General features: G+C 72.3%; 18 protein-coding genes. 3 read left to right on the forward strand and 15 right to left on the reverse strand.

What is annotated here, in order from left to right:
• Positions 1–134: 134 nt before the first annotated feature.
• The 3 genes from ACH4KB_RS12930 to ACH4KB_RS12940 all read right to left on the reverse strand — a co-directional run bounded on the left by ACH4KB_RS12930 (position 135) and on the right by ACH4KB_RS12940 (position 5013).
• The gene (locus tag ACH4KB_RS12930; RefSeq protein WP_398065998.1) at positions 135–893 is read right to left on the reverse strand and encodes an NUDIX domain-containing protein; all 759 of its coding nucleotides are present in this window, start codon (positions 891–893) and stop codon (positions 135–137) included.
• Between the two features lie 329 nt (positions 894–1222).
• A complete protein-coding gene (locus ACH4KB_RS12935; RefSeq protein ID WP_398065999.1) occupies positions 1223–2599 on the reverse strand; it encodes a DUF4192 domain-containing protein in 1377 nt (458 codons plus the stop codon).
• Positions 2600–2853: 254 nt separating this feature from the next.
• Positions 2854–5013, reverse strand: a complete 2160-nt coding sequence (locus ACH4KB_RS12940; protein WP_398066000.1) for a RecQ family ATP-dependent DNA helicase — start codon at positions 5011–5013, stop codon at positions 2854–2856.
• A 305-nt stretch (positions 5014–5318) separates the two neighbouring features.
• Between ACH4KB_RS12940 and ACH4KB_RS12945 the strand changes: the two genes are divergently transcribed.
• On the forward strand, positions 5319–5960 hold the full coding sequence (locus ACH4KB_RS12945; protein ID WP_398066001.1) for a hypothetical protein: 642 nt from the start codon (positions 5319–5321) through the stop codon (positions 5958–5960).
• A 114-nt stretch (positions 5961–6074) separates the two neighbouring features.
• On the opposite strand, the gene ACH4KB_RS12950 is transcribed toward ACH4KB_RS12945, so the two are convergent.
• The 6 genes from ACH4KB_RS12950 to ACH4KB_RS12975 all read right to left on the reverse strand — a co-directional run bounded on the left by ACH4KB_RS12950 (position 6075) and on the right by ACH4KB_RS12975 (position 11962).
• Complete coding sequence (locus ACH4KB_RS12950) at positions 6075–6713, reverse strand: hypothetical protein (protein ID WP_398066002.1); 639 nt, start codon at positions 6711–6713, stop codon at positions 6075–6077.
• Between the two features lie 62 nt (positions 6714–6775).
• Complete coding sequence (locus ACH4KB_RS12955) at positions 6776–7486, reverse strand: ribonuclease HII (RefSeq protein ID WP_398066003.1); 711 nt, start codon at positions 7484–7486, stop codon at positions 6776–6778.
• 157 nt (positions 7487–7643) lie between these two features.
• Entirely contained in the window at positions 7644–9497 is a 1854-nt protein-coding gene (locus ACH4KB_RS12960; protein ID WP_398066004.1) for a DUF4153 domain-containing protein, read from the reverse strand.
• 215 nt (positions 9498–9712) lie between these two features.
• On the reverse strand, positions 9713–10621 hold the full coding sequence (locus ACH4KB_RS12965; RefSeq protein ID WP_398066005.1) for an ADP-ribosylglycohydrolase family protein: 909 nt from the start codon (positions 10619–10621) through the stop codon (positions 9713–9715).
• Positions 10622–10633: 12 nt separating this feature from the next.
• Positions 10634–11293 carry a histidine phosphatase family protein gene (locus tag ACH4KB_RS12970; RefSeq protein WP_398066006.1) on the reverse strand — a complete coding sequence of 220 codons (660 nt, stop codon included), beginning with the start codon at positions 11291–11293 and terminating at the stop codon, positions 10634–10636.
• A gap of 63 nt (positions 11294–11356) precedes the next feature.
• Positions 11357–11962, reverse strand: coding sequence for a YdbC family protein (locus ACH4KB_RS12975; protein ID WP_398066007.1), 606 nt, complete (start codon positions 11960–11962; stop codon positions 11357–11359).
• Positions 11963–12238: 276 nt separating this feature from the next.
• Between ACH4KB_RS12975 and ACH4KB_RS12980 the strand changes: the two genes are divergently transcribed.
• Positions 12239–12775 (forward strand): TerD family protein, encoded by a 537-nt coding sequence (locus ACH4KB_RS12980; RefSeq protein WP_398066008.1) that lies wholly within the window; start codon positions 12239–12241, stop codon positions 12773–12775.
• A gap of 143 nt (positions 12776–12918) precedes the next feature.
• On the opposite strand, the gene ACH4KB_RS12985 is transcribed toward ACH4KB_RS12980, so the two are convergent.
• Entirely contained in the window at positions 12919–15816 is a 2898-nt protein-coding gene (locus tag ACH4KB_RS12985; protein WP_398066009.1) for a vitamin B12-dependent ribonucleotide reductase, read from the reverse strand.
• Positions 15817–15990: 174 nt separating this feature from the next.
• On the reverse strand, positions 15991–16503 hold the full coding sequence (gene nrdR / locus ACH4KB_RS12990; RefSeq protein WP_398066010.1) for a transcriptional regulator NrdR: 513 nt from the start codon (positions 16501–16503) through the stop codon (positions 15991–15993).
• A 489-nt stretch (positions 16504–16992) separates the two neighbouring features.
• Here nrdR and lexA point away from each other — a divergent pair, with 489 nt between their 5' ends.
• On the forward strand, positions 16993–17790 hold the full coding sequence (lexA, locus tag ACH4KB_RS12995) for a transcriptional repressor LexA (protein WP_398066011.1): 798 nt from the start codon (positions 16993–16995) through the stop codon (positions 17788–17790).
• A gap of 124 nt (positions 17791–17914) precedes the next feature.
• Here lexA and ACH4KB_RS13000 read toward each other — a convergent pair whose 3' ends face one another.
• The 4 genes from ACH4KB_RS13000 to ACH4KB_RS13015 all read right to left on the reverse strand — a co-directional run bounded on the left by ACH4KB_RS13000 (position 17915) and on the right by ACH4KB_RS13015 (position 24658).
• Positions 17915–19885, reverse strand: coding sequence for an ATP-dependent DNA helicase (locus ACH4KB_RS13000; protein WP_398066012.1), 1971 nt, complete (start codon positions 19883–19885; stop codon positions 17915–17917).
• 38 nt (positions 19886–19923) lie between these two features.
• Positions 19924–21831 (reverse strand): IucA/IucC family protein, encoded by a 1908-nt coding sequence (locus tag ACH4KB_RS13005; protein ID WP_398066013.1) that lies wholly within the window; start codon positions 21829–21831, stop codon positions 19924–19926.
• Positions 21832–21891: 60 nt separating this feature from the next.
• On the reverse strand, positions 21892–22668 hold the full coding sequence (locus ACH4KB_RS13010) for a GNAT family N-acetyltransferase (RefSeq protein WP_398066014.1): 777 nt from the start codon (positions 22666–22668) through the stop codon (positions 21892–21894).
• Between the two features lie 85 nt (positions 22669–22753).
• A complete protein-coding gene (locus ACH4KB_RS13015) occupies positions 22754–24658 on the reverse strand; it encodes an IucA/IucC family protein (RefSeq protein WP_398066015.1) in 1905 nt (634 codons plus the stop codon).
• Positions 24659–24668 lie beyond the last annotated feature (10 nt).

A 24668-nucleotide genomic window follows, 5' to 3' on the forward strand; every position in this document is an offset into this window, starting at 1 on the left:
GCGTCTCTCGCGGAAGGTGAGACCGCTCGGCGGCAGGGGGTACCGCAGCAACATAACGCGACATTTCAGACTTTTGGTGCAGGGATGGGCCGACAGGCGTTCCGCGGGACCGTCGCAGCGGAACGCCCGGTGACTCAGACCTCAGGTCGCAGCATCGGCGGGTTGAGCACCGTGGCCGCCCCGGCCCGGAACAACTGCGCGGGCCGGCCCCCCTGACGCGTGGTCGTCCCACCGGAAGGCACCAGGAATCCGGGCGTTCCGGTGACCTTGCGGTGGAAGTTACGGGGGTCGAGGACCACACCCCAGACCGCTTCGTACACCCGGCGCAGCTCGCCGACCGTGAATTCCGGCGGACAGAACGCGGTGGCCAGCGAGGAGTACTCGATCTTGGAGCGGGCGCGCTCCACGCCGTCGGCGAGGATCCGCGCGTGGTCGAAAGCCAGTGGCGCCGCCTGCTCGCCCTCCCGCCCGGCGCCGGGATGCAGCAGATCCCCGACCGGCGCCCAGCGCGCGCTGTTGGCATCGCCGCCCGCCCGGGGTGCGGGCAGGTCCGGCGCGAGGGCCAGGTGGGCGACGCTGACCACTCGCATCCGGGGGTCGCGCGCCGGATCTCCGTACGTGGCCAACTGCTCCAGATGGGCCCCGTTGCCCGCGGCCGGTCTCGCCGGGTCGTGCGCGCTGAGGCCGGTTTCCTCGCCGAGTTCACGCGCCGCCGCGGACCCCAGGTCCTCGTCCATCCTGACGAAGCCACCGGGCAGCGCCCATCTGCCCTGGAACGGGGCCTCTCCGCGGCGGACGACCAACGCGCAGAGCGCGTGACGGCGCACCGTGAGCACGACCAGGTCGACGGTGACAGCGAAGGGCGGGAAGGTCGAAGGGTCGTAGGGCGGCATGCCGCGATCATAGTCGTCTTCCTGACGATAAACACTCCCTTCGGCATGCTCGTGATCAGTCGGGGCGCCACGATCTCGGATGCGTGGCGATCAGCCGGGCGGTGGCCCGGATTCCGGCGGCCGGCGGGCCGGGACGGGCCGGGACGGACGGTCGGTCGGCAGGCCGGGCCGGGCCGGGACGGACGGTCGGTCGGTCGGCAGGCCGGGACGGGACGGCCGGTCGGCACGCCGGGTCGGCCGGTCGGCCGGTCGGCACGCCGGGACGGCCGGTCGGCCGGTCGGCACGCCGGGACGGACTTGCCCCGGCGGTTTCCCGGCTCGCATCCGGGTCACCTCCGCGTCCTGCTGCCGCGTCGCCCGTACCGCCGGGCCTCGCCCGACCGCCGCCCGGCCGCCGCGGTCCGGGGACGGGCCGAAGCGGGTGACGGCTCCCCCCGCCCCGCACCCGGGCGCCGGTGAGCGCGCCCCCGCCGCCGGCCACCGTCCGGCAGCGGGCGGCTCCTGCGGACGCGCAGCGAGGTGGCGCCCCGGTCGGCGGCGGTGTCCATCACCGCCTCCACGGCCCGGGCGTCGGGGCTCGCCCCGTCCCCGGCCTCGCGCAGGCAACGGCGCAGCGCCTCCGGGTCGAGCCCTTCGTTGCAGGCCCGGTGGAGCAGCTGGGCGAACGTGTAGCCGGGATCGGCGCGCAGCGCCAGCGTCAGGGCGACCCGCGCGCCCGGCTCGTCGCCCGTGGACCAGGAGACCCAGCCCGCCAGGGTGAGCGGAGCGGCGGCGTGCTCCCCGTACGGTCCGACGCAACGCCGTGCCAGCGTCCGCCAGAGCCGCAGGGCCGCTTGCGCTTCCGCCCCCTCCATCCAGGCCGCGGCCTTGTCCCGGGTCTCCCGGTCCTGGAGCCCGAGAATGACGGCCGCGGCCTCGTCGGGGCCGATCAACTGGTCGTCCCCGGCGTCCGAGAGCGCGGGCGGCGCGGGCTGTGTCTCCTCGATGCGGTCCATGAGGGTGCGCGCCAGCCGGAGGGTCTCCGCCGCGACCTCCCCCCGGGCCCGCTCGTCGAGGAGCCGCGGGACCAGCGCCGGCCCTGCCCTGTCCAGGGCCTCCTCCTGCGCGGTCACGGCTGCCGGGGCCCGCCAGGGCTGGAGCCGCGCCTCCATGTCGCGCAGTGTGCCCCGCACATGGACGCCCGCGTAGGCGGCGGCCGCGGCCATCACCGTGGTACCGGGCATGACCAGGGGACTTCCCTGGTCGGGGCAGCACCGGGGGTCGGGGCAGCAGTAGGACCAGTAGCGGCCGTCGGAGATGCAGAGCGCTTCGAGGACGGGAACGTCGAGTGCTCCGCACGCCGTGCGCAGGCGTTGCGCGAAGGGCCTGAGCCGCTCCATCGTGAGCCTGCCGCCCGATCCGTCCGGAGAGTCCTGGCAGAGGAAGATCACGATCGCGTCGGGCCGTCCTTCGCGGCGCTCGCTCCCCGATACCAGGCAATCAGCCAACTGGTCGGCGACCGGGCCCCATTCGCCGGGCGCCTGCGGAATGCCGAGACGGAGCCGGCCGCCGAACCGGCCCCGGCCGCCGTGCAGGGCGACCATCACGACGCTGTCGTTGGGATAGAAGCCCATCAGATACGGGAGGGCGTCGGCGAGCTCGGCGGGGCCGCGCAGGGTGATCTGCTGCTCCGCGGCCGGGCCGGTGGATTCATGGTGCTTGTTCATGCCTTGACGGTCTCTCAGTCCGCCCCGCCCCGCGACCCCTGTGGATAACGTTATCCACAGGGGTAGCTCCCGCCTCGTTCGGGGGCGCACTATCGTGCTGTGCCCGGTCCGGTTCGCGCCTCTCGCTCCTGGAGGCGAGCACACCCGGGCCGGGATCAACTCGCTTTCGGCCTGCCGTGGTTCGCCGCTGCGCCTACCCCACCTCGAGCGGCGGGATCTCCTACGACCGGGACCGGCCGATCCCGCGGCCCGGTCTATCCCGCCACGGCCAGGACCAGCGGGAGCACCTGCTCGGCGCCGGCCTGGCGGAGCAGGCGCGCGCCCACGGCGAGGGTCCAGCCGGAGTCCGTGGAGTCGTCGACGAGCAGCACCGGGCCAGGGGCTTCGGCCAGCGCGGCGGCGAGTTCGTCGGGCACCGTGAAGGAGTCGGCCAGGGCGCGCAGCCGCTGGGCGGAGTTGCTGCGGTGCGCGGCGTGCTCGTCGGCATGCGGGGTGTGGGCCAGGCTGCCCAGGAGCGGGAGCCTCCCGACCCGGGCCACGCCCTCGCCCAGGGAGGTGACCAGTTGAGGGCGGGTGCGTGACGGCACGACGACCACCCCCACGGGGCGCGGCACCGCGTCGGGAGAGCCGCCGGCCCAGCCGCCCGGCGAGCGGGCCCAGTCCGCCAGCACCGCCACCACGGCGTTCAGTACGTCGTCAGGGACCGGCCCGTCCGCCGCCTGCGCCGACAGGAGCGGGCGCAGCCGGTTGCCCCAGCCGATGTCGGACAGCCTCCCCAGCGCACGTCCCGTCATCGCCTGCTGCCCCGCGGGGATCCGGCCCTTGAGGTCCATGCCTACCGAGGCCAGGCCCGTCGGCCACATCTTGCGGGGCTCGACCTCGACGCCCGGCCGGTCCAGCTCACCTGTCGCCGCCGCGAGGGCCGAGGAGGAGACGGCCGGGTCCAGCCAGGGGCCGGCGCAGTTGTCGCAGCGGCCGCACGGCACCGCCTTCTCGTCGTCGAGCTGCCGCTGCAGGAACTCCATACGGCACCCCGTGGCCGCCACGTAGTCCCGCATGGCCTGCTGCTCCGCCGCCCGCTGCTTCGCGACCCACGCGTAGCGCTCCGCGTCGTACGCCCACGGCTGTCCCGTCGCGGTCCAGCCACCCTTCACGCGCTTGACCGCACCGTCCACGTCCAGGACCTTCAGCATCGTCTCCAGACGCGAACGCCGAAGATCCACCAACGGCTCCAGCGCCGGCAGCGACAACGGACGGCCCGCCTGCCCCAGCACGTCCAGGGTGCGCCGCACCTGCTCCTCGGGCGGGAAGCCCACCGAAGCGAAATACGCCCAGATCGCCTCGTCCTCCTTGCCCGGGAGCAGCAGGACATCGGCATGGTCCACGCCGCGCCCGGCACGCCCCACCTGCTGGTAATAGGCGATCGGTGACGAGGGCGATCCGAGGTGCACCACGAAGCCGAGATCCGGCTTGTCGAAACCCATCCCCAGCGCGGAGGTCGCCACCAGGGCCTTCACCCGATTCGCCAGCAGGTCCTCCTCCGCCCGCAACCGGTCGGCGTTCTCCGTCTTCCCCGTGTACGAGGCCACGGGATATCCGCGCTGCCGCAGGAACGCGGCGACCTCCTCCGCCGCCGCCACCGTCAGCGTGTAGATGATCCCCGAACCCTGTAGATCCCCCAGCCGCTCCCCCAGCCACGCGAGCCGGTGCGCCGCGTTCGGCAGCTCCAGCACGCCCAGCCGTAGGCTCTCGCGGTCCAGCGGCCCCCGCAGCACCAACGCGTCCCCGCCCCCGGTGCCCAACTGCTCCGCCACGTCCGCGGTCACCCGCGCGTTCGCCGTGGCGGTGGTGGCGAGCACCGGCACTCCCGCCGGAAGCTCCGCGAGCATCGTGCGCAGGCGACGGTAGTCGGGCCGGAAATCATGGCCCCAGTCGGAAATGCAGTGCGCCTCGTCGACCACCAGCAGGCCGGTCGTCGCCGCGAGCTTGGGCAGCACCTGATCACGGAAGTCCACGGAATTGAGGCGCTCCGGGCTCACCAGGAGAACGTCGGTCTCGCCGCGCTCCACCTCCCCGTAGATCATTTCCCATTCCTCGGGGTTGGCGGAGTTGATGGTGCGTGCCTGGATGCCCGCCCGCGCCGCCGACTCGACCTGGTTGCGCATCAACGCCAACAGCGGCGAGATGATCACCGTCGGGCCGGCTCCGCGCCGCCGCAGCAGCGCGGTGGCCACGAAATAGACCGCGGACTTCCCCCACCCCGTGCGCTGGACCACCAGCGCACGACGGCGCTCCTCCACCAGGGCCGCCACCGCCTGCCACTGATCCTCCCGCAGCCGCGCCGACCCTCCGGGCGCACCGACCAGCTCAGCGAGGATGGCGTCGGCTTCGGTGCGGAGCTCCAGGGTGTCCATGGCTCCATGCAACCCGATGGGACTGACAATCGGCGAATCCACCCACCGCGACGACGGTGTTTCCGCTGGTCCTCGCGATTCAGGGGGGACGGGGGGAGTCATCCCGGGCGGGTCTGGGCAGGGATATCAGTGTCATTCCGGCTGATTCCCGTCAGCCACAGCAATTGCTCGTTGCCGCCTGCCGGTAGGCCAGGGAGAATTGGAGCCGCCCCCGCACAGTTCCTCATCGGGCCCGGAAGGGCTGTGCCGCGGCGCGCCCTCATTCGACCCTGCCCGCACCGTGGGCGCGTAGCGAAGGGAGGACCGTGACCTTCGGATTCGCCCCGTCCACAGCCACTTCGACAGCGGCGTCCTCGGTTTCCGCAGACTCCGACAACCGCCTTGCCCGGATGCTCGAACCAGCGGAGTGGGCCTCGGCGGGCATACCCCTGCTCCGGAGCCCCCGGGAGGTCGTCAGCGGACTGCATTCCCGGCACCGGCCGACTCCGGCCACCGCCGTGGTCGCGGTCCTCGATCATGAGGAGCGGCTCACGGCGAGCGCCTCGTTCGCCCGCCGACCGACGGTGGCCGCGGACGGCTGGGAGTTCCGCAACGCCCTGCTGGCGCAGCTGCGGCGCGTCGTCCCGCACGATCTGCGACGCCGCACTCCGGTCCGTACGGCCGTGCTTCTGTACTGCCGCGACGGCGACGAACGCTGGACCGAGGAGGACGGTGCGTGGATGTGGGGCCTGCGGGACGCCTGCACCCTGCACGGCCTCCGCTGCGGCGCCTACATCACGCTCACCAGCGGGGGCTGGCAGGTGCTCGGCGAGGGAAGGGGCGGGCGGCGGCCCAGTTCGCTGTCGGAGCCGGCGCTCCTGGCCGACGCCGTCGTCGAGCACCGGACCACGCCGACGCGGTCGGGCGGCGGAGCGGCGGAGGCGCTGCGGCGCACCGCGGCCCGCTGAGCCGGCACGGCGCACCCGCCGGGCGGGCACCGGCCGGTCCCCGTCGTGGCCGGGCGACCGGCGGTGATGCTCCCGCCCGCCCGTGGGGGCGGCCGGGAGCACCGGTGGGTGTGTTCAGACCCCGGCGCCGAGTGCGGGGTTGATCGTCTGCGGGTCTCCGCAGACGATCAGCAGCGCGGCGGCGTGGTCACGCGCGACGGGCAGGGCACGCGCCACGGCCGGGTCGGCGTCGTCGTTGACGGCGACGACGACCACGGGCCGGGATGTGGCCCGGTCCGCCGCGGAGATGTCGGCGAAGAAGACGTCGTCGCCCGCGTCGTGCTGGGCCCAGTAGGCGGCTTCGCCGAAGGACAGCTCGTGGGCGGCCCACGGGTGCTGCTCGCCGGTGGTGAGCACCAGGATGTCGCCAGGTGCGCGACCTGACTCCAGCAGCAGGTCGACTGCTTCCTCGGCCGCGGCGAGTGCTCCGGCCGCCGGGGCCGGGATCAGCTGGATCTGCGGCGCGGAACGATTCTCCGCCGGTTCCGGACGGGCGGGGGCCGGTGCCGGAGCTGCGGGTGCCGCGGGGGCGGGGTGGGCGCGCTGCGCCGGGGGCGCGGGGCGTGCGGGACCCGGACGGCCGGGACGCGGGGTGGCCGCGGAACGCGGACCGGGTACGGGACGGGGGGTCGGCGCGGTGCGGCCGGCGGCCGGCGTGACGCGGGGACCCTGGGCGCTCTCGGGAATCTGAGGCTCCTCGGAGATCAGAGGCATGAAGGTGGTCTGTGGTGAACGCCGATGTCGTCGGCGTCGGTGAGAGGGGCGCGTGTGCGCGATCAGAATTCGAAGCCGAGCTGGCCCCCGCTTTCGAGTGCGGCCGCCTCGGCGGAAAAACGGACCTTCTTCAGGTGCTGCCACCGGGGCAGCGCGTCCAGATACGCCCAGGAGAGGCGGTGATGGGCCGTGGGCCCCCGCTCCTCCAGCGCGGCCCGGTGCACGGGCGAGGGATACCCCGCGTTGGCACCGAAGGCGAAGTCGGCGCAGTCCTCGGACGCGGCGCCCAGCTCGGCCATCATCCGGTCACGGTGCACCTTGGCGATCACCGAGGCAGCCGCGACCGCGATGCAGGACTGATCGCCCTTGATCACGGTGCGGACCTGCCAGGGAACGCCCAGATAGTCGTGCTTGCCGTCGAGTATCACCGCGTCGGGGCGCACCGGCAGCCCCTCCAGGGCGCGCACGGCGGCGAGCCGGAGGGCGGCGGTCATTCCGAGGTCGTCGATCTCCTGCGGCGACGCGTCGCCCAGCGCGTAGGCGGTGACCCAGCTCCGCAGCACGGGAGCGAGCTCGGCGCGCCGCCGGGGGGTCAACAGCTTGGAATCGGTGAGGCCTTCGGGCGGTCGGCGCAGACCGGTGACCGCCGCGCACACGGTGACGGGTCCGGCCCACGCTCCGCGTCCGACCTCATCGACACCGGCGACGGTCCTGGCACCGGTGGTAGCGCGAAGTGAGCGCTCGACGGTGTGCGTGGGTGGTTCGTACGGCATGGCGCCAGCCAGCGTACGCCGAGAGCCACGGCAGCAACACCCCGGGGCGCCGTGCGTCCTGCGAATCGGTCGGCGGAGGCGGGTTCGAGGCGCCCGCCGACCCCCTGGCCCCGCGGGCGCGGGCCCCCTGAACCCGTGGGCTCAGGGGCCCGTCGGATCAGTACGGGTCGTAGCCGTCGTCGTCCGGCTCGTATCCGTCCCGGGTCCCTTCCCTGCCCAACCGGTAGCAGTCACTCGTGTCGCCCCTCACCGGGCGCTTCTCCAGGATCTCCTTCGCCCGCGCCTGTCCCCAGCTGGTCGCGTACCAGGGGGCGTCGGCGTCGAGGACGTCGTTCTGGATGACGCGCAGCGCACAGGAGCGTTCCGGCTCGGGCAGCCGGTCCAGGGCCGGTACGGCGTCGGCGGACAGGTCCTTGAGGTAGTCGATGTCGATGGCGGTCGACTCGCTGTCCTCGAAGCGCTGGACGTTCTGTTCCGCGACCAACCCGTCCGGCGAGAGCAGCCCGAAGGCCAGGACGCCGGCGGCCGCGCTCACCGCGATGGCCCGGGGCAGGAAGCGGGCGCCGAAGACGCCGGCCGCGAGGATCAGGATCAGCACCACCCCGAGCCAGAGCTCCATCGCGGCCACGGATATCCGGAGCCTGGTCAGGCCGTACTCGTCGACGTACAGGTCCATGCGGCGCAGTGCGGAGGCGACCACGACGAGGGTGAGCACGCAGAGGGGGCCGAGGACCGACCGCACGAGGGTGCGGTCCCCGGTGCCGCCGCGCGGCGCCCAGCGCAGGGCCAGGGCGATCACGAGCAGGGTGAGCAGCGTGGCCCACAGCAGCTGCCAGAAGCCCTGGCGGGCGTACTCGGCGTGGTTGAGCCCGGTCACGTCCCGCACCTTGTCGTATCCGCCGAAGAGCACGACGAGCTGGAGGGCGATGAACGCGGCGAAGAGCAGGTTGAGGACGATCAGCGGAAGGGCCCATTCGGCCCGCCCCCGGGGTCTGCCGGGCCGTACGGTGATGCCGTCCCAGCGCACCGGAGCGGCCGCGGCGTACGCGGCGGCGAGCGCGCCGGCCAGACCGAGGGCGAAGAGGAAGATCCGCCACGGCCCCTCGCCGACCGAGGCGTCGGGCATGAGGCTGCCCAGCAGTTCGGCGAACGCGGCGTCCGCGCTGGCGAAGAGGGCCCCGAACACCACCAGCAACACGGCGGCCACGGCGGTGGTGCGCAGGGCGGCGCCCCAGCGCGCGCGGGAACCGTCGGCTCGTGCGCGTATCCCCCGCACGCCCCAGATGATGCCGGGGACGAGCGAGTCGAACAGTCCCAGCGAGCCGATCAGCACGCCCAGCCAGCTGCGGCTGCCGTGCAGCGCGAGCGAGCCGAGCGCGAAGGCGGACACCACGGCGAGGAAGGTGGGCCAGCCGGCGTCCCGGAGCGCGGGCACGGCGAGCAGCGCGAGCCCTCCCACCGCCCAGGTCGCGGTCCAGGGCCGCAGTCGACGGCCCGCCGCCCGGGCGGCGAAGAACGCGGCCAGCGCGGCGGGCACGGCCACGATCAGCAGGTTCGCCCCGAGTCCGTCGCCCAGGAAGAGCGCGCTCAGGAGGGCGGTGGCCAGGACCGACCAGAGCACGGCGGGCCGGATCAGAGGCGGTGGGGGCGGCCGGAGCCGGGCGGTCACATCGTCGTCCCTGGCCGCGGGCGTCTTGACGCCGTGCTGCCAGGGGCTGCCCGGCGGCCCGGCCTGTCGAGCCGCCTGGGTCCGCGGGCGCGGGTCGTCGGCGGCCTGGGCCGGGGCGGGATCCCACACGGCGGAGGGCCGCGCGGCATCGACGGGCGGCGCACCGGCGGATTCCGCCGGGGCCGGATCCGGTCGGTTCGCCGCCGGGGCCGGATCCGGTCGGTTCGCCGCCGGTGTGCCGGTGGCGGCTTCGGAGACCCCATGCGGTTCCGGTGGCCGGGGCGCGCCGGCTTCCTTCGGATTCCCGGGCGGTCTGGACGCCTCGGACGGCTGATCGGACATGGGACCCCTCCCCCACCGGGTCCACGCGCGGCCCTGGGCCGTACGCCTGTCCCGGTGTCTCATTCGGCGCACGCCCTCAAGATCAACGAGGGTCGGCGTGGCCGAAAGAGTAGTCCCGAACCCACGTTCGCAACCACACAGAGTGATCCTGTGGCAGGACCGTGACAGTGGGCCGCACCCCCCGGTTCAGGGGAGACGGGAGGGATCCGGCGCGGTCAGCGCAGGAGCGGCGTCAGCCACGCCGGGGGCTCCTCGGTCTGTGCCAGCCAGTCGGCCGGCGGCGCTCCGGCCTCACCGGACGCGACGACACCGCCGACGATGGCGCACGTCGTGTCGACGTCACCGCCGGCCTGGGCGGTGACCCAGAACGCCTGCTCGTACTCCCCGAGGCTCCTCGCGGCCGACCAGAGCGCGAACGGCACGGTGTCGTGGGCGCTGGTCCGGCGGCCGTTGCCGAGGACCGCGGCGACCGTCCCGGCGTCCCGGTAGTCCAGCATGTCGCGGGCCCGGCGCAGGCCCGCGCCGACGGCGCTGCGGGGCACCAGCGCGATGACGCCGTCGAGGAGGTCCTCGGGGCTCGGCGGCCCGCCGGGGGCGGCGGCGAGCGACGCGGCGGCGGCCACCGCCATGGCGCCGACGACGGCCTCGCGGTGCTGGTGCGTGGTGTACGAGGAGATCTCCGCCTGATGCGTGGCCTGCTCCGGATCGTCCGCGTACCAGGCGCCGAGCGGGGCGATGCGCATCGCCGAACCGTTGCCCCAGGAGCCCTGGCCCTGGAACAGCGCCGAGGACAGCTCCCGCCAGTCGCCGCCCTCCCGTACGAGCCTGAGGAGCCGGTTGACGGCGGGACCGTAGCCCCGGTCGAAGTCGTGGTGCTCGGCGAAGGAGCGGGCGAGCGCGTCCTGGTCGACCCGGCCGTGCGCGGTGAGCACGGCCAGGACCGAGCAGGCCATCTCGGTGTCGTCGGTCCACTGCCAGGGCCCGGGCGGCAGGGCCCGCTGTTTCAGCAGGGGATAGTTGACAGGAACGAAGAACTGGGAGCCCAGGGCGTCTCCCACGGACAGCCCACGCAGGCTGGCCAGGGCGCGTTCGAGGCGCCGCGCGGAAACAGAATCAACGGTCATCGCCGTGCCACTCTATCCGGTGCGGCCGTACGGCTCGGGGGTCCGCCAGCTCTGGAAGGGCCGATCGAGGGTGTAGCGGCCCCGCTCGCCCAGCAGCAGGGTCCGGGTCTCGCCGTTGCCCGGGTTGGACAGCGACTCGAACTCCGCGACCGACCAGTGGAACCAGCGCATGCAGAACAGCCGCATCGTCAGTCCGTGGGTGACCAGCAGGACGTTCTCCGGGTGGTCCGGCTCCTCGAAGCTCCGGTGCAGGCTCTCCAGGAACGCCCCGACCCGGTCGTAGACGTCGGCGCCGGACTCGCCCTGGGCGAAACGGTAGAAGAAGTGCCCGTAGGCGTCCCGGTAGGCCTTCTGCAGCCGTACGTCGTCCCGGTCCTGCCAGTTGCCCCAGTCCTGCTCGCGCAGCCGGGGCTCCTCACGGACGCGGACGCGTTCCGGGTCGAGGCCGAAGGCCCTGAACGTCTCGTGGGTGCGGCGGTACGGCGAGATGTAGACGCTCACCCGTTCCTCACCGAACAGCTCGCGCAGCCCCTCCCCGGTCTCCCGGGCCTGCCGCAGACCTGTGGGGGTGAGCCGGAGCGCGTGGTCGGGCTCCCGCTCGTACACCGTGTCGTCGGCGTTGCCCTCGGACTCGCCGTGCCGGACGAGGACAATGCGCTGCGGTCGTGCCATGTCCCGACCATAGATCGGGTCGGGCCGGCACGAGTGGTCGGGGCCCGCGGAGACGGGCCGGGGTCACACCGTCCAGGAGGGTTCCAGCTCCACGACGTCTCCCGTCAGGGCGATCACGTCCGTCTCGGTCTGTGCGCGGGCCGCCAGCCGCTCGGCCCCCGCCGCGCGGTACTTGCCGCGCTCGGCGCTCGACTTCCACAGGGACAGCGCCAGGAACTCGTTCCCGGGCGCCTCGCCGAACACGCCGCGCAGCATGCCGGGCGATCCGGCCATGGCGGGGTTCCACACCTGCCGCTGCATCAGCACGAAGTGCTCGGCGCGCTCCTCGTGCACCCGGCTGTGCGCGACCCTGACGACGTCCGCCTCCGCGAAGTGGGGCTCGAAGCCCGTCTTCACGTCGAAGCGGCGCTCGAAGAGCGTGACCCGCATGTCGCGGAACATGCCCGACTGCCCGGCCGCCAGCCGGTCGTGCCCCCGGGCCATGAAGGCGTCGTAGAAGACGCGGTTCTCCCAGAAGGCGAAGACGTGGGCGACGCCGGGACGCGTTCGGCTCCACCCGCCGCTCTGTCCTTGGAACCCCGGCTCGCCGAGCAGCCCCGCCCACTTCCGCTGTCCCCGCTCGAAACCATGACGGTCCACCACGGAGCAGCGAATCCACTTCACCAGCACCGCGCCATCGTACGGCGCGGAACGTGGCACGCGTCACGATCCCGGGGAGTGCAGTGCCCCCCGCCGGTCCTTACCGCTCGCGCACCGGGGCGCGGGGGCGAAGCCGGGGCGCGGGGGCGAAGGGCCGCCATACGCGTGCCGGGGCCCGGCAGTGGCCCGAATCCGCCGCCCACGGCCGGAGCAGTTGGTTCCGCGGCCGGTTGCGTACATGATCGGGTGAATCGTGTACCAGGTGATGGGAACGGTCCGTGGGCCGTCGGCCGGGAGGGAAGTCCCTTGAGCACTCCGAACAAGGACATCGAAAAGGTCGAGGTGCGGGTCAAATGGGACCCCAGTCCGCACGGGGCGGCGGCCAACGACCTGGACATCATCGCGGCCACCTACCCGGCCGGCGAGCCGTACGGCGCCCCCGCCTACCTGGTGCACTTCGACAGCCGCTCGCCGGACGGCACCATCACGCTCAACCGGGACAGCAGGACCGGCCAGGGTTTCGGCTTCGACGAGGTCATGACCATCGAGCTGAACCGGCTGGCGGACACGTACGGGCGCGTGGTGGTCGGTGTCGCCATCCAGCAGCGCGACGGTCACAAGACCTTCGGCGACATAGGGAACACGGCGATGGAGATCCGCGAGGGCTACACGAGTCTGACCGAGAGCGACTTCTCCGACGTGGCGTGGGCCACCGCGGCGGTCGTCGGGGAGTTCACCCGCGACGGCTCGGGGCTCTGGGGCTTCCGGTCGGCCGTGCGCGGCTTCGACGGCGCCCCCGACACGTTCGCAGCGGTGATGGGGAGCCGGGTCGCCGAAGGGTGACGTCGGTCAGTTCCGGCCAACCCGGCGCGGGCGTCGGCGGCCCGCCGACAAGAGGGCGGGGACATAGCGAAGGGGACCGGCCGATGGCCGGTCCCCTTCGTGAACAGCGGGTCAGCCGCGCGTCGGCGCGGTTCCGCGTCCGGTCAGCTGCAGCCGCTCGTCGAGCCGCAGCCCTCGCAGATGTAGCAGGAGCCGGCGCGCTGCATCTTCGTACCGCAGGAGAAGCAGAGCGGGGCGTCGGCGCTGATGCCGAGCTGCATCTCGACCAGTTCGGCCGAGGTGTGCGCCGTCCTCGGTGCGGGCTTCACGGCGGACTCCTCGGGAGCCGCCACCACCTTCAGGGGCTCGGCCCGGACCGGGGCCGATTCCGTCAGACTGTCCGCGTCCAGGCCGTCCGCCTCGAACGACGGCTCGTAGCTGCCGGTGTCCAGGTGGCGCTGGCGCTCCTCGGCGGAGTGGATGCCGAGGGCCGAGCGGGTCTCGAAGGGCAGGAAGTCGAGCGCCAGGCGACGGAAGATGTAGTCGACGATCGACTGCGCCATCCGCACGTCCGGGTCGTCCGTCATACCGGCCGGCTCGAAGCGCATGTTGGTGAACTTGGAGACGTACGTCTCCAGCGGGACGCCGTACTGCAGACCGACCGAGACGGCGATGGAGAAGGCGTCCATCATGCCCGCGAGGGTCGAACCCTGCTTGGACATCTTCAGGAAGACCTCGCCGAGACCGTCGTCCGGGTAGGAGTTGGCGGTCATGTAGCCCTCGGCGCCGCCCACCGTGAAGGAGGTGGTGATGCCGGGGCGCCCCTTCGGGAGGCGCTTGCGGACCGGGCGGTACTCGACGACCTTCTCGACCGCCGTGCGGATGGTCTCCTCGGCCTTCGCGGTGACCTCTTCCTTCTCCTTGTCCTTGGTCTTGGCGGAGAGAGGCTGGCCGACCTTGCAGTTGTCGCGGTAGATCGCCAGGGCCTTGACGCCCAGCTTCCACGCCTCGAAGTAGACCTCTTCGACGTCCTCGACGGTGGCCGTCTCGGGGAGGTTCACCGTCTTGGAGAGCGCGCCGGAGATCCACGGCTGGATGGCCGCCATCATCCGGACGTGACCCATCGCGGAGATGGAGCGCTCGCCCATCGCGCAGTCGAAGACCTCGTAGTGCTCGGTCTTCAGGCCGGGGGCGTCGACCACGTTGCCGTGGTCCGCGATGTGGGCGACGATCGCCTCGATCTGCTCGGGCTGGTAGCCGAGGCGGCGCAGCGCCTGCGGCACCGTGCCGTTGACGATCTGCATCGAGCCGCCGCCGACCAGCTTCTTGAACTTGACCAGGGCGAGGTCGGGCTCCAGACCGGTGGTGTCGCAGGACATCGCGAGACCGATGGTGCCGGTGGGCGCGATGACCGAGGCCTGCGCGTTGCGGAAGCCGTTCTTCGCTCCGAGCCGGATGACGTCCTGCCAGGCCTCCGTCGCGGCGGCCCAGACCGGCGAGTCGAGGTCGTCGACGTGGACGGCCTTGGCGTTGGCGTCGGAGTGCTGCTTCATGACGCGCTGGTGCGGCTCGGCGTTACGGGCGTAGCCGTCGTACGGGCCGACGACCGCGGCCAGTTCGGCGGAGCGGCGGTAGGAGGTGCCGGTCATCAGCGAGGTGATGGCGCCGGCCAGCGCGCGGCCGCCGTCGCTGTCGTACGCGTGACCGGTCGCCATCAGCAGGGCGCCGAGGTTGGCGTAGCCGATGCCCAGCTGACGGTAGGCGCGGGTGTTCTCGCCGATCTTCTGCGTGGGGAAGTCCGCGAAGCAGATCGAGATGTCCATCGCGGTGATGACCAGCTCGACGACCTTGGCGAAGCGCTCGGACTCGAAGGACTGGTGACCCAGGCCGTCGTCCTTGAGGAACTTCATCAGGTTCAGCGAGGCGAGGTTGCACGAGGTGTTGTCCAGGTGCATGTACTCGCTGCACGGGTTCGAGCCGTTGATCCGGCCGGACTCCGGGCAGGTGTGCCAGGCGTTGATGGTGTCGTCGTACTGGATGCCCGGGTCGGCGCACGCCCAGGCGGCCTCGGCCATCTTGCGGAAGAGGGACTTGGCCTCGACCTCTTCGATGACGTCGCCGGTCATCCGGGCGCGCAGCCCGAACTTGCCGCCCGCCTCGACGGCCTTCATGAACTCGTCGTTCACCCGGACCGAGTTGTTGGCGTTCTGGTACTGGACGGACGTGATGTCGTCGCCGCCCAGGTCCATGTCGAAGCCCGCGTCGCGCAGGGCGCGGATCTTCTCCTCCTCCTTGACCTTGGTCTCGATGAAGTCCTCGATGTCGGGGTGGTCGACGTCGAGGATGACCATCTTGGCCGCGCGGCGGGTGGCGCCGCCCGACTTGATCGTTCCGGCGGACGCGTCGGCGCCGCGCATGAACGAGACCGGGCCGGAGGCGTTGCCGCCGGAGGAGAGGAGCTCCTTGGAGGAACGGATACGGGAGAGGTTCAGGCCGGCGCCGGAGCCGCCCTTGAAGATCATGCCCTCTTCCTTGTACCAGTCGAGGATCGACTCCATGGAGTCGTCGACGGCCAGGATGAAACAGGCGGAGACCTGCTGCGGCTGGGGCGTGCCGACGTTGAACCAGACCGGGGAGTTGAAGCTGAAGACCTGGTGCAGGAGGGCGTACGCCAGCTCGTGCTCGAAGATCTCCGCGTCCGCGGGGGAGGCGAAGTAGCTGTTGTCCTCGCCGGCCTTCCGGTACGTCTTCACGATCCGGTCGATCAGCTGCTTGAGGCCGGTCTCGCGCTGCGGCGTGCCGACGGCCCCGCGGAAGTACTTGCTGGTGACGATGTTGACCGCGTTCACCGACCAGAAGTCGGGGAACTCGACGCCACGCTGCTCGAAGTTGATCGAGCCGTCGCGCCAATTGGTCATGACGACGTCACGGCGCTCCCACGCCACCTCGTCGTACGGATGCACGCCGGGGTTGGTGTGGATGCGCTCGATACGCAGACCCTTGCTCGCCTTGGCGCCCTTGGTGCGGGAACCTCGTGCCGGGCCGCTCGCCGTCTCTGTCATGCCGCCTCCCATATGTGGGCGAAAACGCCCTGAAGTGCCCAGATCTTCCCAGGCACAATGTGTGTCCGATGCTCCGGAAGCCGCACTCGGCAGCCGGAAGCACATCTCATGTCGCCCTGCCGCCGGTCCGCAGTCATTACGTCTGCGGGCACGGGCGTCCCGGGCGGGTACCGCTCAGTCGGCGGCAATGGCGGGGGTGGGGACCTCAAGGGTCTCTCCGCTCCCGCGGTCCTCTGCGGAAGGCCGCTGCGTACGCAGTTCCACGATGGCGGCCTCGAAGTCTTCCAGGGAATCGAACGCCCGGTAGACGGACGCGAAGCGCAGGTACGCGACGAGGTCGAGTTCCTGCAGGGGGCCGAGGATGGCCAGTCCCACGTCGTGGGTGGTCAGCTCGGCGCTGCCGGTGGCGCGCACCGCCTCCTCGACCCGCTGGCCGAGCTTGGCGAGGGCGTCCTCCGTGACGGGTCGCCCCTGGCATGCCTTGCGGACGCCGGAGATGACCTTGGTGCGACTGAAGGGCTCCGTCACGCCGCTGCGCTTGACCACCATCAGCGAGCAGGTCTCCACCGTGGTGAAACGGCGGGAACAGTCGGGGCACTGCCGGCGGCGACGGATCGACGTCCCGTCGTCGGTGGTGCGACTGTCGACGACCCTGCTGTCGGGGTGCCTGCAGAAGGGGCAGTGCATGGCTCCCAACCCTCCCTCACACGCACGACTGAATAGCCTCTTCAGGGCCTTGTCCGGCCCCTGGGAAGCAGTCCCCAGCATAGGCGATGACCACGGTGCGATTGAACCGCGACCACTACTTCTGGGCGACTGGAGCAATCCAACCACTAGATCTAGGGTTGAGTCGCGTTCTCGGCCCCATCGCGTGTCGCGCACCGGACCTCACTCGGAGGCCGCTCGGGGGGAGCGTGGGCCAGAGAAGAGGGTACGGGAAACGCGGGGCCACCGAGCCGCCGGGGCTCCGGCGCGCGGGCTCGGGTGGAAGACTTGGCCCGGCACCCGGACGGGCCTCCGCGGAGCGTTCGCACGGCCTCTATTCTGTTGCTCATACACCTGTCGGCAGCAGTGCGGCACCCCTTTATTCGTTTTTCACTCGAACGTGTGTTTGGCGCAACCTTTCGAAAGCTACTACCGTTGTCCAGCTAGGGAGAACATTCGAGAGGGGCCGACGTGACCACCACCGCAGACAGTGCCACCATCACCGCCCGGGACCACCGCTCCCAGAGCCGACTTGAGCCGGTGCATGCCATGAATGACTCAGTCACGAACACGGACGGATCCGAGGCCGCGCGCCCGGGACGTTCCCTGCCCGGCAGGCCCCCCGGCATCCGGGCGGACAGCTCGGGGCTCACGGACCGGCAGCGACGGGTCATCGAGGTCATCCGCGACTCCGTGCAACGGCGGGGATACCCGCCCTCCATGCGGGAGATCGGTCAGGCGGTGGGCCTGTCCAGCACATCGTCCGTCGCCCATCAGCTGATGGCGCTGGAGCGCAAGGGCTTCCTCCGCCGGGACCCGCACCGGCCCCGCGCCTACGAGGTGCGCGGATCGGACCAGCCCAGCACCCAGCCGACCGACACGACGGGCAAGCCCGCCGCGTCCTACGTACCCCTGGTGGGCCGGATCGCCGCCGGTGGACCCATCCTGGCGGAGGAGTCCGTCGAGGACGTCTTCCCGCTCCCCCGCCAGCTCGTCGGCGACGGTGAGCTGTTCGTCCTGAAGGTCGTCGGCGACTCGATGATCGAGGCCGCGATCTGTGACGGCGACTGGGTCACCGTCCGCCGCCAGCCCGTCGCGGAGAACGGGGACATCGTCGCCGCCATGCTCGACGGCGAGGCGACGGTCAAGCGCTTCCGCCGGGAGGACGGTCACGTATGGCTGCTCCCTCACAACGCCGCGTACCAGCCGATCCCCGGCGACGAGGCGACCATCCTCGGCAAGGTGGTGGCGGTGCTGCGCCGGGTCTGAGAAACGCGTCGGTCACGGCTACCCGCCCCGGGATCCCTACCTAGGACGTCGATCATGACGTCGGTCCCGGGGCTTTGCCTTGCCCGGCCGGCCCAGTCGGGCGGCCGGGCCGGCCCCCGGCGGATCAGGCCCCGGCCGCCTTGGCCTGTGCGTCGATGGCGGCCAGTGAGCGGCGCGCCTGGTTCCGGTCGGTGGTGTACCAGAAGTCCGGCAGCGAGGCACGCAGGTAGCTTCCGTACCGTGCGTTCGCGAGCCTCGGGTCCAGCACGGCGACGACACCCTTGTCGCCCGTGGCCCGGACCAGTCGGCCCGCGCCCTGGGCCATCAGCAGCGCGGCGTGCGTCGCCGCCACCGCCATGAAGCCGTTGCCGCCCGCCTCCTCGACCGCCTTCTGCCGTGCGCTCATCAGCGGATCGTCGGGCCGGGGGAACGGAATCCGGTCCATGACCACCAGCTGACAGCTCGCTCCGGGGACGTCCACGCCCTGCCAGAGCGACAGGGTGCCGAAGAGGCAGGTCTCCGGGTCGGCGGCGAAGTTCTTGATCAGCTCACCGAGGGTCTCCTCGCCCTGGAGCAGGATCGGCCTGTCCATCCGCCCCCGCAGCTCCTCGGCCGCCGCCTTGGCTCCCCGCATCGAGGAGAACAGCCCCAGCGTGCGGCCGCCGGCCGCCTCCACCAGCTCGGCGAGCTCGTCCAGCATGTCCGTACGCGACCCCTCACGCCCCGGGGTGTTCAGATGCCGGGCGACATAGAGGATGCCCTGCTTCGGGTAGTCGAACGGGGAGCCGACGTCCAGCCCCTTCCACTGGGGGACATCCTCGCCCGCCGTGCCCTCGGGGGCCAGCCCGAGGGACGCGCCCACCCCGTTGAAATCCCCGCCGAGCTTGAGGGTGGCCGAGGTCAGCACCACGGACCGCTCGGCGAAGAGCTTCTCGCGCAGCAGCCCGGAGACGGAGAGCGGGGCGACCCGGACGGAGGCTCCGAACCGGTCGTGCTGCTCGTACCAGACGACGTCGTACTCGGAGCCCTGGGTGATGCGCTCGGCGACGCCGTGAATCGACTCGACCGAGGCCAGGGCCTGCTTGCGGACGGCGTTCTCGTCCTCGACCGACTTGTCCCGGGTGGCGCCGATGGCGGAGATCACCGTGCGTGCCGCGTCGCGCAGCGCCATCAGCGCGTACCCGAGGTCCTCGGGCACCTCCTCCAGGCGCCCGGGGAGCGCCAGCTCCATGACCCGTTCGAAGCCCTCGGCGGCGGTCTGGAGGGCGTCGGCGGCCTTCTCGTTGACCAGCTTCGCCGCCCGGCGGACCGCGCGGTTGACCTGGGCGGGGGTGAGCTCGCCGGTGGCGACGCCGGTGACCCGGGAGACCAGCTCATGGGCCTCGTCGACGATCAGCACCTCGTGCGACGGCAGCACCGGCGCCCCCTCGATGGCGTCGATCGCGAGCAGCGCGTGGTTGGTGACGACCACGTCCGCGAGCTTCGCGCGCTCGCGGGCCGCCTCCGCGAAGCACTCCGCGCCGTACGCGCACTTCGTCGCGCCCAGGCACTCGCGCGAGGAGACCGAGATCTGCGCCCAGGCCCGGTCCGAGACGCCGGGGGTCAGATCGTCCCGGTCGCCCGTCTCCGTCTCGTCCGACCAGTCCCGCAGCCGCAGCAGGTCCTGGCCGAGCTTGCTGGACGGGGCCGCCGCCTCGAACTGGTCGAACAGCCCCTCCTCCTCGTCCTGCGGAACCCCTTCGTGGAGCCGGTGCAGGCACAGGTAGTTCGACCGGCCCTTGAGCATGGCGAACTGCGGGCGGCGGCGCAGCAGCGGGTGCAGGGACTCGACCGTACGCGGCAGGTCCCGCTCCACCAGCTGCCGCTGGAGGGCGAGGGTGGCCGTGGCCACGACGACCCGCTCCCCGTGCGCCAGGGCCGGCACCAGATAGCCGAGCGACTTGCCCGTACCGGTGCCGGCCTGGACGAGCAGGTGGGATTGGTCGTCGACGGCCTCGGCGACGGCCTCGGCCATGGTGACCTGGCCGGGTCTTTCCGTACCGCCGACGGCGGTGACGGCGGCGTGCAGGAGCTCGGGGAGGGATGGCTTCGTCATAGCCCGACCAGCCTACGGCGCACCACTGACAACAGCGATCACTCCCGGACGCGGGCGGAGGGGTGCAACGGGTTGGGAACCGTGCCGTGGATCGCCGCGTGCGGCCGGCTGGCCCGGTCCCGGTAGCCGTCGACGAGCAGGCGGTTGCGGTTCAGGCAGAGGCGCTCGATCTTGGGGGTGAGCATGTCGAACAGCTCGAACCGCTCCTTCAGCTCCGGGAAGCGGGCGTGGTGGCGAACTATCTCCGCCCGGACGAGTGACCAGAACGCGTCCTCCGAGACGCCGAGCTGCTCCTCGCACAGGGGGGACAGATAACGGAAGACGCCCACGAAGAGGCCGGAGTGGATGAACTGGGTGAGGAAGGACGGCTCCTCGGTGAGGAGGACCGCGCGCACCTCGTCGGGCATGCCGGCGTGCTCGGGCAGCGGGTGGGCGCTGACGTTGACGTCGTCGACGAAGTCCTTGATGGCGAGCCGTACGGGCACGTCGTTCTCGTCGAACACGACGATGGCGTTCTCGCCGTGCGGGGAGAAGACGGTGCCGTACCGGTAGAGGAAGTGCAGCAGCGGCGGCAGGAGCGCGGCGAAGAGCCGCTTCAGCCAGGCGTCCGGGGAGAGACCGGAGCGCTCGACCAGCTCCGCGGTGAACGCGCGGCCCGCCGGATCCGTATGGAGGAGGGAGGCGAGCGTGCGGGCCTTCTCGCCCGGGGCGAGGCGGGGCGGCAGGGGCTCCCGCCAGATCGCGCCGAGGATCTCCTTGTACTGGTAGGGCGCTTCGGGAAGGTGGTCGTACAGCGGGTGCTCGACGGCGACGGAGGCGACCTCGCCGAGGAGGACGACCCGGCAGGTGTCGCGCAGGAACGGGTCGCCCTCGCACAGCCCCTGGACCCAGGCGGTGACCGCGGGGGCGGCGAGGGTCCGCTCGGTCGGCAGGCCGCGCCAGACCAGGGTGTTGAGGATGGAGAGCGGGAGCTTCACGGTGTGCCGCTCGGGGCGCTCCACGTTGGCGAACGTGCGGATGGACTGCTGCGGGAGGCGGGCGTCCCCGTCGGTGTGCAGGGCCACGATGTCGCCGTCGGCGATGGCCGGGGCGAAGAGCGGCACGATCCACTCGTCCCACTGCCAGGGGTGTACGGGGAGGTAGAGATAGTCCCGCGGGTCGTGCCCCCGGGCCCGCAGCACCTCGGCGAAGGCGTCCCGGACGTCGTGGTCGAGCTCGCCGGCGTACAGCTGCTCGGGGGTGCCGACGCGGCCCACGCCCCGGTACTGCGCGATGCGGGTGCTGACCGCGATCCACGGCAGCCGGAGCGGGCTGCGGGTCTCGGGGGCGAAACGGGCGGCGTCGGCGGCGGAGAAGCCGAGCCGCCCCTTGCTCGCGACCAGCCAGGGGTGGCCGGTCTGATGACCTTCCAGCTCCGCGTAGTCCAGGGCGGCGAGCCGGTCCGCGGAGAGCGCGGTGTGGTCGAGCCGGGCGTCGGCGGACAGGGTCAGGGTCAGCTCGCGGATGAGGTGGCCCAGCGTCGTGCCGTCGAGTCCGAGGAGGACCCGGGCGCGGGTGAGGAACGTCAGCGGATCGCGGAACGGCCGGGGGCCGGCGGCCGGGCCGTTGGGCCGCGCCTCGGCACCCGCGGCGACGGGTGAGCCGTTGGCGTGGGCGGCCGGCGGTCCCGTCGTGACCTCGATCGAGTCGGGGTCGACCCGCCAGCTGCCGTAGACGCCGCGCCGGGCCGTGAAGGCGAGCACTCCCCCGTCGTCGAGGGTCAGCCGGTGGCGTCCGCCGGTCCCGGGCTGCGGGACGGGCTCGATGATCTTCTCGTAGGCGAACTCGCCGAGCATCTTGGCGAGGAGCCGTGCGGCGGCCCGGTCCCAGATCTGTCGGTTCAGCTCCGGAGGGCTGAACAGCTGCGGGGACTCGGCTGATTCACGGCTCGCGGGATATATCGGCACGGGGACTCCTCCGGATGGAACCTATGAGGTTCGAGCGGTGTGGAAAGTGCGGCGAGTAAGTCACAGCTGGGCTCGGTACGTTCGGTCGCGGATCATCAGCGCGGCACGTTTGTCGGGGAGATCCACTTCGGCGGAGAAGCGGAAACCGGCGCTGAGGAACGCGGATACGGAGGGGGTGTTGCGCAGGTCCGGCTCGGCGACGACCCGACCGCACCGCGGAAGGTTGTCCAGGACGAGGTCGGCGACGGCGCGGAGCAGGGCGGTGCCCACGCCCCGGCCTCGGTTGATCACGCCCCCGATGAGGAGGTGGACGCCGGTGTCGTGGGGGCGGGCGGGGTAGTGGCGGGCCAGGGGGTCGAGGTCGGCGCGGTAGATCTCCCAGTAGCTCATGGGTGTGGAGTCGAGTACGCCCAGGCACGGGATGCTGCGTCCGTCCCCTTCGAGCTGGGCCCTGAGGTGGTCGGCGGTGACGGACTCGGGGCCGGCGAGCTCCCAGAAGGCCGCCACAGCAGGATCGTTCATCCAGCGGCTGACGACGGCGAGATCACGCTCCGGCCGGACGGGGACGAGAGCGAACTCTCCCGCCGCCGTGGTCGTGGGCGGCCAGGCCCCCGGGTCGCCCAGCAGCTCGTGGGTGACCCGGGCGCCCGCCGCCCCCGGGCTTCGCTCCCCGGCGATCAGGGCGAGGAGCTCCTCGGTGAGCTCCAGGTCGAGGGTGTCCTCGACGCCGGTGCTCCCGTCCGCGCGACTGTCGGGCCGTTGGGTGCCGGACCGTTCGGCGGAGCCGTGGTCGGCCGGTACGGCGTCGGGTTCCGCTGAGGGTTCGGCGGGAGGCACGGTGGCCCTCTCCTCTCTGGACCGGGTGCGGTCGGTGGGCGGCTCCGGAGCGGGTGCGGTCGGAGTCCGCCCGGGGCGGTGTGGCTCAGCTGTGCAGTGGGTTGGCGATGGTGACGTACACGGACTGGGTGTCGACCGGCCCGACCAGCTCGTCGAGGCCGTGGAGCCGGGTCAGCAGGTTGGCCTTGCAGCGCAGTTCGCGGTTCTCCAGGAGATACGCGGGCAGGGGCGAGCCCAGTTCCGCGGTCTCGGTGAGGAATCGGCGCAGGACGGTGAGGAGTTCCTGTTCGTCGCCGAGGCGCTGGGCGCCGAACGCCCCGATCAGGCCGAAGACGTTGTTGATGCCGAGGTAGTAGGCGAACCGTTCGTCGGTGACCGGGTCGGAGACGAACGTGTCGCTGACGGCGCCGATGCCGGGGAGCCGCTGCTCCAGCTCGTCCCGGCGGGAGTCACGGAAGTAGTAGCCCTGGTTGTCCCGGTAACGGCCGCCGACGGGCCAGCCGTCCGGGTCGAGGAGAACGAGGGTGTTCTGCTGGTGGGCTTCGAGGGCGACTCCGGCGTGGGCGTCGAGCCAGAGGACGGGGCGCACGACGTGGTGCAGATAGCGGCGGAACCATTCGGTGGAGACGGCGTTGGCGCCGCGGCCGGTGCGGGCGGCCAGGCCGGAGACGACCTCGGCGAGCCGGGAGCGCATGCCGGGCCGGCCGGGCCGGGGGCGCTGCGCGGTGAGTCCCGCGATGCAGGCGGCGTCGTCGCCCGGGCCGAAGGGGTTGTGGCGGAGCATGACGTCGAGCCCCACGACGGGTGCGCCCTCGGGGTCGTCGACGGCGAGCCATGCGGGGTCCCGGACGACGTCGAAGCCGGGGTGCTCCCGCTGCCAGCGCTCGGCGAGTCCGGTCGACAGGAGGCGGTGGACCTCGACGCCCCGGTGCAGCTCCTTGCGGAGGTTCTCCCGGCGTGAGTTGGTGATGCGTACGCCGAGGGAGAGCTTGAGCATCACCCGTGCGCCGGGGCGGTGCACGGTGCGGATGGAGGAGGTGGGGTGCCAGTGCTCGCCGTGGGGGCCGAGGTCGTGGAGCAGGCCGGTGTCGGTGAGGGCGCGGACCTGGGGGCGGTGGAGCAGATCGGCGGCCTGCCAGGGGTGCACGGGGACGGCGACGGTCCCGGGGGGCAGGCTCAGCCCTTCGGCGTGCTGGGCGAGCAGCTCCTCGGCGGTGGCCGGCCCGCCCTCGGTCCAGGCGGAGTCGGTGGCGGTCAGCGACCGGTCGACGGCGAACCAGTGGAGCGGGAAGGACCCGTGGAGCTCGGGCGAATAGCGACGGGACTCCGACTCGGAGAGGCCTTCGCGGCTCTTGGGCGTGGGGTGGAGGGGGTGGCCGAGCAGCAGGGACTGTTCGGCGGTGAGGAAGAGGTCCGCCTCGGCGGGGTCCGCCGGGTTGCGCCGCCGCTGGTCGATGAAGCCGGCGGTGTGGCGTACGGAGTCGGCGACCCGGGCGACCAGATCGCCCGCGCCGCTCTCGCCGCCCTCACGGCCGATGAGGACGGCGACGGTGGCGGCGTCGGCGGGCGGAGCACCGGCGGGGGCGTTCTCCAGGACGGGTGCGCCGAAGCGGTGGGCCCCGGTGGCGGACCAGTAGCGGACGGGGACGAGCAGGGCGGTGCCGCTGGCAGGGAAGGCGACGCGCAGGGTGGAGCCGTCGGGGCGGGGCAGGCCGCTCTCCCGGGTCCAGCACCGCAGGAGGCTCTCCGTGCCCGCCGCGTCGGCGGCCCGGAGCGGGTCCGGGTCGTCGAGGGCGTCGGGGCTCGGGCCCCGGCCCGCCCGGGCGCGGAGGTCCGGGCCGGGGGGGTGCACGGCGGGGTCGGGATCGCGCGGGGATTTCTGGCGGGGCACGGTCGTCGCCTCGACCGTGCCGGGGGCGGCCGGTCCGTCCTGCCCTCGGTGCTGGGGGGTGCCGTGGCCATCGGCCTCGGACGCGGGGGTGGGGTTCACGACGTTCTTC

The organism is Streptomyces sp. NPDC017520 (assembly GCF_044329855.1).
GTDB lineage: Bacteria > Actinomycetota > Actinomycetes > Streptomycetales > Streptomycetaceae > Streptomyces.

Excerpts from the sequence above, each read along its gene's own strand:
- ACH4KB_RS12930 (WP_398065998.1), bottom strand. The coding sequence starts at position 893 with ATGCCGCCCTACGACCCTTCGACCTTCCCGCCCTTCGCTGTCACCGTC.
- ACH4KB_RS12935 (WP_398065999.1), bottom strand. The coding sequence starts at position 2,599 with ATGAACAAGCACCATGAATCCACCGGCCCGGCCGCGGAGCAGCAGATC.
- ACH4KB_RS12940 (WP_398066000.1), bottom strand. The coding sequence starts at position 5,013 with ATGGACACCCTGGAGCTCCGCACCGAAGCCGACGCCATCCTCGCTGAG.
- ACH4KB_RS12950 (WP_398066002.1), bottom strand. The coding sequence starts at position 6,713 with ATGCCTCTGATCTCCGAGGAGCCTCAGATTCCCGAGAGCGCCCAGGGT.
- ACH4KB_RS12955 (WP_398066003.1), bottom strand. The coding sequence starts at position 7,486 with ATGCCGTACGAACCACCCACGCACACCGTCGAGCGCTCACTTCGCGCT.
- ACH4KB_RS12960 (WP_398066004.1), bottom strand. The coding sequence starts at position 9,497 with ATGTCCGATCAGCCGTCCGAGGCGTCCAGACCGCCCGGGAATCCGAAG.
- ACH4KB_RS12965 (WP_398066005.1), bottom strand. The coding sequence starts at position 10,621 with ATGACCGTTGATTCTGTTTCCGCGCGGCGCCTCGAACGCGCCCTGGCC.
- ACH4KB_RS12970 (WP_398066006.1), bottom strand. The coding sequence starts at position 11,293 with ATGGCACGACCGCAGCGCATTGTCCTCGTCCGGCACGGCGAGTCCGAG.
- ACH4KB_RS12985 (WP_398066009.1), bottom strand. The coding sequence starts at position 15,816 with ATGACAGAGACGGCGAGCGGCCCGGCACGAGGTTCCCGCACCAAGGGC.
- nrdR (WP_398066010.1), bottom strand. The coding sequence starts at position 16,503 with ATGCACTGCCCCTTCTGCAGGCACCCCGACAGCAGGGTCGTCGACAGT.
- ACH4KB_RS13000 (WP_398066012.1), bottom strand. The coding sequence starts at position 19,885 with ATGACGAAGCCATCCCTCCCCGAGCTCCTGCACGCCGCCGTCACCGCC.